The organism is Clostridium sp. ZBS15, from assembly GCF_023845705.1.
GTDB classification, from domain to species: domain Bacteria; phylum Bacillota; class Clostridia; order Clostridiales; family Clostridiaceae; genus Clostridium; species Clostridium aquiflavi.
The window spans coordinates 217,148-224,396 of the sequence record NZ_JAMQHY010000035.1; the positions used below are offsets into that span (position 1 = coordinate 217,148).

Sequence of the window (7,249 nt, forward strand, 5' to 3'; positions counted from 1 at the left end):
AGTAAAATTTAAGTATTTTTAATATGCTTCTATTATGTTTTAAAATAATATTTTAATATAATTAAATTTTAAAATCTGGTTTTATAAAAATAGTTTTTATATTTTATATTTATAGCTACATTATATACGATTCATTTCATTTTTTAAATAGTTTTTACTGAATTGGTCGTTTTTTGTAGAAACTTATTTTTATAGCTAAAATTTTATTATTATTTAATATTTACTCAATTACATTTATTTTTAAATAATTACCATATTATCCAATACTATATAAAAATAGTTAGAACAAAAGTGGCTGCGCCACCCTTTAATGAACAATTTACAATTGACAATGGACAATTATGGTTGAAAGCAACTGGCTTTCTTAAAAAATATATATTTAGAAATCACGTTGTGATTTCATCCTAAATTGTCAATTGTTCATTATACATTGTCAATTCAAAAATATATCCATAATCTTAGATTTCATCAGCCTTTCAATCTTCAAAAATTCTATAATTTCTTATACATTAAAAAAGTCCTTTACTCATTTTATTTAAGTAAAGGACTTTTTATAAGTGTGTGCTTAGTTCAATATATCTAAATTATTTAGTTAAGTATTCATCAATTGCCTTAGCTGCTTTTTTTCCTGCTCCCATAGCAAGAATTACTGTTGCAGCACCAGTTACTGCATCTCCTCCAGCATAAACACCTTCTTTTGATGTTAATCCAGTTTCATCTTCAGCAATTATACATCTTCTCTTATTTATATCTAATCCTTTAGTTGTTGAAGATATTAATGGATTTGGTGATGTTCCAAGTGACATTATTACAGTATCTACATCAATAATAAATTCTGATCCTGCAATTTCAACTGGACTTCTTCTTCCAGATTCATCCGGATCTCCAAGTTCCATCTTAATGCATTTCATTCCTTTAACCCATCCATTTTCATCTACTAATATTTCTTTTGGATTAGTTAAAACATCAAAGATTACACCTTCCTCTTTAGCATGATGTACTTCTTCAACTCTTGCTGGAAGTTCTGATTCACCTCTTCTGTATACTATATGACTTTCTGCTCCAAGTCTTAATGCAGTTCTTGCTGCATCCATAGCAACATTTCCGCCACCAACTATAGCAACTTTTTTACCAGCTCTAACAGGTGTATCATATCCATCAACTGCTGCTTTCATTAAGTTTACTCTTGTTAAGAATTCATTTGCAGAACATACTCCATTTGCATTTTCTCCTTCTATTCCCATGAATTTAGGAAGACCTGCTCCTGAACCTATAAATACTGCTTTGAAACCTTCTTCTTCAAAAAGTTCATCAATTGTTATTGTTCTACCTACAATAACATTAGTTTCAATCTTAACGCCAAGTTTTCTTATATTATCAACTTCATTTTTAACTACTTTTTCTTTTGGAAGTCTGAATTCTGGTATACCATATTCTAAAACTCCACCCGCTTTATGAAGTGCTTCAAATATAGTAACATCATATCCTTTTTTAGCTAAATCTCCTGCACAAGTTAGTCCTGATGGGCCACTTCCTATAACAGCTACTTTTATTCCATTTTTAGATGCTGTTTCACTTAAATCTACGTTATTAGAACTTGCCCAATCAGCTGTAAATCTTTCAAGCTTACCAATTGATACTGAATCACCTTTTATTCCCAAAACACATTTTCCTTCACATTGACTTTCTTGAGGACATACTCTACCACAGACTGCTGGTAGTGCACTATACTTTGAAACTTCTTTTGCTGCTTCTTCAAAGTTACCTTCTTTAACATGTGAAATAAATCCTGGAATATTAATAGATACTGGACAGCCTTCTACACATTTAGGATTTTTACAATTTAAACATCTTGAAGCTTCTTTAATCGCTTCTTCTTCATTGTATCCTAAACAAACTTCTTCAAAATTTGTTGCTCTAACTTTTGGATTTTGTTCTCTTACAGGTACTCTTACCATTCTCTCTTTCATATCCATTATTACTTATCACCTCTGCAACCACAGCCACCATGACTATGCGTATTACCTTCTTCTAATGCTAGTTTAGCTTTACCTTCTTCTGTTTTATACATAGCTTGTCTTCTCATTGATTCATCGTAATTTATTAAGTGACCATCAAATTCCGGTCCATCAACACAAGCAAATTTAATTTCACCACCAACAGTTACTCTACAAGCTCCGCACATTCCTGTTCCGTCTACCATTATAGGATTTAAGCTTACTGTAGTTGGTATATCTAATTTTTTAGTTAAATCTGCCATAAATTTCATCATTATCATAGGTCCTATAACAACTGCATGGTCATACTTATTTCCTTCGTTAACTAGACCTTGTAAACAATCAGTAACTCTTCCATTAAATCCATAGCTTCCATCATCAGTTGCTACATAAAGAGTTCCAGCTACTGCTTTCATTTCTTCTTCTAATATTAATAAATTTTTTGTTCTAGATCCAACAATAACATCTACATCTATTCCATTATCATGCATCCATTTAACTTGAGGATAAACAGGTGCAGCACCTACTCCCCCAGCAATGAATATTAGCTTTTTCTTTTTTAAGCTTTCTAAATCTTCATGAATAAATTCACTTGGCTGTCCTAATGGTCCAACAAAGTCTGCTACATAAGAACCAACTTCATATTGAGCTAGTTCTTGTGTGCTTTTACCAACTGTTTGAAATACTATACTTACAGTTCCTTCTTCTCTATTATAACCTGCAATAGTTAAAGGTACTCTTTCACCTTTTTCATCATTCTTAATAATAATAAATTGACCTGGCTGTGCTGATTTTGCTACTCTTGGAGCTTCTATATCCATTAAAAATATATTATTTGTAAGCTCTCTTTTACTAACTATCTTGTACATTTATGTTCCCCCTGATTCTTTTATAAAAGACCTTTATCTGGTGTTACTAATATCTTAACGTGTTTCTTCTTTTCTGGACCTGTTAATGCTCCAAATCCTTCTTCTACTATGTCATCTAAGTGTATTCTCTTAGTTACATATCCTTCAGCTTTTATTCTACCATCATTCATTTGAGCCATAGTTGCTGGGAATTCATGTCTATATGCTAATGTCCCAACTATCTTCTTTTCTGTAAATACTAAAGCATTAGGATTAAATGTAACGCCATTTTCCCATATGCTTGTTATAACCATAGTTCCTTCGAATTTTAAGCTATTAATACCTGTATCAAATCCTATTTGAGCTCCTGTAGTTTCAAATGCTACATCTACTCCTAGTCCATTTGTAAGTTTTTTAACTTCTTCTGCTATATCCACTTCATTAGGATCTAGAACAACATCAGCGCCTGCTCTTTTAGCATATTCTTGTCTTATGGATTTTCTTTGTAATACTACTACTAATTTTGCACCTGCTGCTTTTAAGCATTCTATAGTTGCTAATCCTATAGGACCAGAACCTAATACTAATGCTGTATCTCCAATTTTAAAATTTCCTACTCTAATTGAATGTAATGCTACTGCCATTGGTTCAACTAAAGCTGCTTGTTCATAAGACATTTCATCCGGTATCTTATGTATAAATTCTTCTGGGAAAACTGTATATTCTGCAAGTCCTCCACCGCTTCCACAAAGTCCATGGAATCCTAGAGATGAACATAAATTATATTTTCCTTCTAAACATGCTGGACATTTTCCACATGCAACTATAGGTTCAACAATTACTCTATCTCCAACCTTAAACTTTGTTACATTTTCACCAACTTCTACAATATCACCTGAAAATTCATGACCTAAAACTACTGGTGCAGTTGTTCCACTTAATGGATGAGGCTGTCCTACTGGAATAAATATAGGTCCTCCTAAATATTCATGTAAGTCTGATCCACATATCCCACACCATTTTACTTTTATTTTCACACCATTGCTTGTAACCTTTGGTTCTTCAATTTCTTCTACTCTAACATCTTTCTTTGCATACCATAATGCTGCTTTCATATTAAAAATCCTCCCTAAATATCTAAATATATTGTTAATTAATTAACATACATATTTACATAGCAATATCCATGCCAAATTCTTAACATAATTATTAAATTATAAAGTTATTTATTGAAAACCTCTGTATTTACAACTATATAGCTTATTTATAAAATATTAAAATTAACTTTAATTATATCTATATATAAAAATAAATGTATCAGTATGATACATTTATTTTTATCATTTTGATACACTTACTCTTTTCATTCTCATTTTGATACACTTATGTCATACTTTTTAATCTTTCTATATAATGTAGCTCTTCCTATATTCAGTAACTTTGATGCCATTTGAATATTTCCATTGCATTTTTTTATAGCATCCTTTATAGCATTTCTCTCTAAGTAATCAAGAGGTAGTATTTTTATATCTTCTTCTGTAAATTTTTCCTCTTCTAAGTTCTTATTTGCCTCTACATAATTCATATTATTTATACTTATAAGTTCATCATCACTTAGATAATAGTCTCTCTCTACTACATTTCTAAGTTCTCTTATGTTTCCTGGCCAATTATACTTTTTTAATTCATCTACATAGTAATCATTTATTTTTGTAATTTTATCTTTATTTTTTAAATTTAGTTTTTCTATAAAATAATTTATAAGTACATTTATATCATCTATTCTATCTCTTAAAGGAATAGTTTTTATCTCCATTACACTTAATCTATAATATAAATCTTCTCTAAAATTTTGTTTATTTATTTCATTTTTTAATATTCTATTTGTAGCACCAATAATTCTCACATTTAGTTGCTTTTCATAATTTCCTCCAACCCTTATAATCTTTCCATTATCTAAAACTCTAAGAAGCTTACTCTGAGTATCTAATGGAAGTTCCCCTATTTCATCTAAAAATATTGTTCCTCCATCTGCCAATTCAAATTTTCCTGGGTGCCCTTCTTTTGAAGCTCCTGTAAAAGCACCTTTTTCATATCCAAATAATTCACTTTCAACTAATTCTCTCGGAATTGATGCACAGTTTACAGCAACAAATGGTCCTTTATCTCGCTCACTATAATTATGTATTGATTGTGCTATTAATTCTTTTCCAGTTCCACTTTCTCCTTGAATTAATATATTACAATCACTTACAGCAGCTTTTTTTGCAAAAGCTATCATCTTTTTCATATCTTTATTTGTTGTCATAATATCATCAAATTTATATTGAGCTTTGTATCCTACAAATTTATTTACTAATTTATGTACCCTTTTAACTTCTGTAAAAGTTATTACCATCCCATTCTTCTTACCACTTATATTTAATGGCACTACATTTATAACACACTTAACTACGCTATCATTAATATGAAAATCCCATTCTATATTATTTAAAGATTTATTTTGCTCCTTAAGTAATTTGTGAAAATGTACCCCATTTAAAAATTTATCAATGTTCATTTTCATAGCTTCTTCTAATGATATATTTAATATATCTAATGCTCTTCCATTTACCCTTTTCACTTTCATATTTTCATTAATAACTATCATACCTTCAGATATAGAATCAAAAGTTACATTTAATAATTTATATGAAATAGTTAAAGCCATTTGTTTTTGAATTGACTGAGCTGCGGCTGTTACTATTCCCATAGTATGAGAATGAGCATTATAATAATTTCCAGACATATTTATACACCCTATTAAATTTCCGTCTTCATCATGAATTGGTGATGCTGAACAAGTCCATGAATGTTGATTTATTCCATAATGTTCTGCACCTATTGTTTGAACTGGCTTATTAAGATATAGTGCTGTTCCTATAGCATTAGTTCCAACTATATTTTCTGTCCATAATTCTCCTTTTAAAAAGTTTAATTCATTAACCCTCTCCATTATATCTTGATCGCCTATTATCTCTAATAAATAGCCATCTTTATCTGACAAAAATAAAGCAAAACCCGATCCAGAAACCATACTATAAATACTTTCCATAATAGGTCGAGCTACTGAAATAAGTTCAATATTACTTTTTATTAATTTATCTATCTCTGGATGTTTAACATTTCCCTTACCATTGTTAGGATCAACACCATATTTCCTACACCTTATCCATGATTCCGCTATTTCACTTCTAACTTTACTATCTACTTCTCCAGTAGCAATAAATTTTTTCCATGCATTATTAATAAAGTTCATGTAATTTTCCATATATATATTTCTCCAATACTCATATAACTATTTTTAAAATAACATTACATGCTATTATTATACTTAATTTATTTATGAACTACTACTTAAGAAAGCAATATAATATTTTTTGGGACTTCATCCACAAAAACAAAAAGACTTTATTAAAATTTTTAATTACTTCTTTGCAGAAAGTATTCCTTTTTTCATGGAGTGACATTTAGAATAGTTATTTTAGTTGTTATAAAATATCTTAATTTAATTAAAAAAGAGTTAGACAAATTTTTGCTAACTCTTTTGTTATATAATATTGAATTATTTCTAAGAATTCTTATCAATATAAATCTTAAGTGCTTTAATCCCTAAAAATAATGCATAAACTTCCATTACCCATAAAATTAACTTTGGAATTATACCAAATGCTATAGCTCCACTCATAATACTCATATTCTCCATAAATATCCCCCTAATAAGTAATATTATTAAATGTTAAGATATTTTTTGATAATAACTTAACATAATATTTTTTATAATTTCTTTAAAACCTCATCCATTTTCTTATCTAGTTTTTCAACTTTATTAACAAAGTTCTTTATTTTTTTAATACCTTTAACCACTACTATTGAAATTCCTATTATTAATAAAATATTTGCAACTGTACTTATAATAACCATATAATTTGTCTCCAATATTATCACTCCTCTTTAATGTTTATTATAACATTTATGTAAATATAATGTATTTATATGAATAATATTTACTATTAAGTAACTCTATACTTTATTTACAAGAACAAAATCGCTAAGGCGACTTTGGAACCGTCGATTTTTTTAGCCATGCGCCCTTTCCAAACGCAGTGCAGGAATAATGGTGCGGCATATGATTATTTTTTATTCTTTAGGGGTACTCATAATACCTTTAAAACACATTATTTTAAAAGTTATCCACAAATTTTTTAATAATATAAATTCCTAAAGAATAAAAAAATAGTAGATAATTCTAATAAAAAAATTACCTACTACTATTAATTAATGCTCTATTAAATTTATTGGCTCTGTTTTAAATGCGTGTTGATATATGCAATAGGTAAAGTGACATTATAATTGGACTTTGAG

General features: G+C 28.9%; 6 protein-coding genes. All 6 read right to left on the reverse strand.

All coding sequences use genetic code 11. The annotated features are described in order from the left end of the window. Positions 1–584 precede the first annotated feature (584 nt). The 6 genes from gltA to NG904_RS11195 all read right to left on the reverse strand — a co-directional run bounded on the left by gltA (position 585) and on the right by NG904_RS11195 (position 6,823). Positions 585–1,976 (reverse strand): NADPH-dependent glutamate synthase, encoded by a 1,392-nt coding sequence (gene gltA, locus NG904_RS11175; RefSeq protein WP_252231674.1) that lies wholly within the window; start codon positions 1,974–1,976, stop codon positions 585–587. A 2-nt stretch (positions 1,977–1,978) separates the two neighbouring features. Then, positions 1,979–2,866: a sulfide/dihydroorotate dehydrogenase-like FAD/NAD-binding protein gene (locus NG904_RS11180; RefSeq protein WP_252214645.1), complete on the reverse strand. Its 888-nt coding sequence runs from the start codon at positions 2,864–2,866 to the stop codon at positions 1,979–1,981. A 20-nt stretch (positions 2,867–2,886) separates the two neighbouring features. Further along, positions 2,887–3,960: a 2,3-butanediol dehydrogenase gene (locus NG904_RS11185; RefSeq protein ID WP_017826274.1), complete on the reverse strand. Its 1,074-nt coding sequence runs from the start codon at positions 3,958–3,960 to the stop codon at positions 2,887–2,889. 254 nt (positions 3,961–4,214) lie between these two features. After that, positions 4,215–6,155, reverse strand: a complete 1,941-nt coding sequence (locus NG904_RS11190; protein WP_252231675.1) for a sigma-54-dependent Fis family transcriptional regulator — start codon at positions 6,153–6,155, stop codon at positions 4,215–4,217. A 300-nt stretch (positions 6,156–6,455) separates the two neighbouring features. Beyond that, on the reverse strand, positions 6,456–6,590 hold the full coding sequence (locus tag NG904_RS17310) for a hypothetical protein (RefSeq protein ID WP_012422723.1): 135 nt from the start codon (positions 6,588–6,590) through the stop codon (positions 6,456–6,458). 71 nt (positions 6,591–6,661) lie between these two features. Then, positions 6,662–6,823, reverse strand: a complete 162-nt coding sequence (locus NG904_RS11195; RefSeq protein WP_252224894.1) for a hypothetical protein — start codon at positions 6,821–6,823, stop codon at positions 6,662–6,664. Positions 6,824–7,249: the final 426 nt, after the last annotated feature.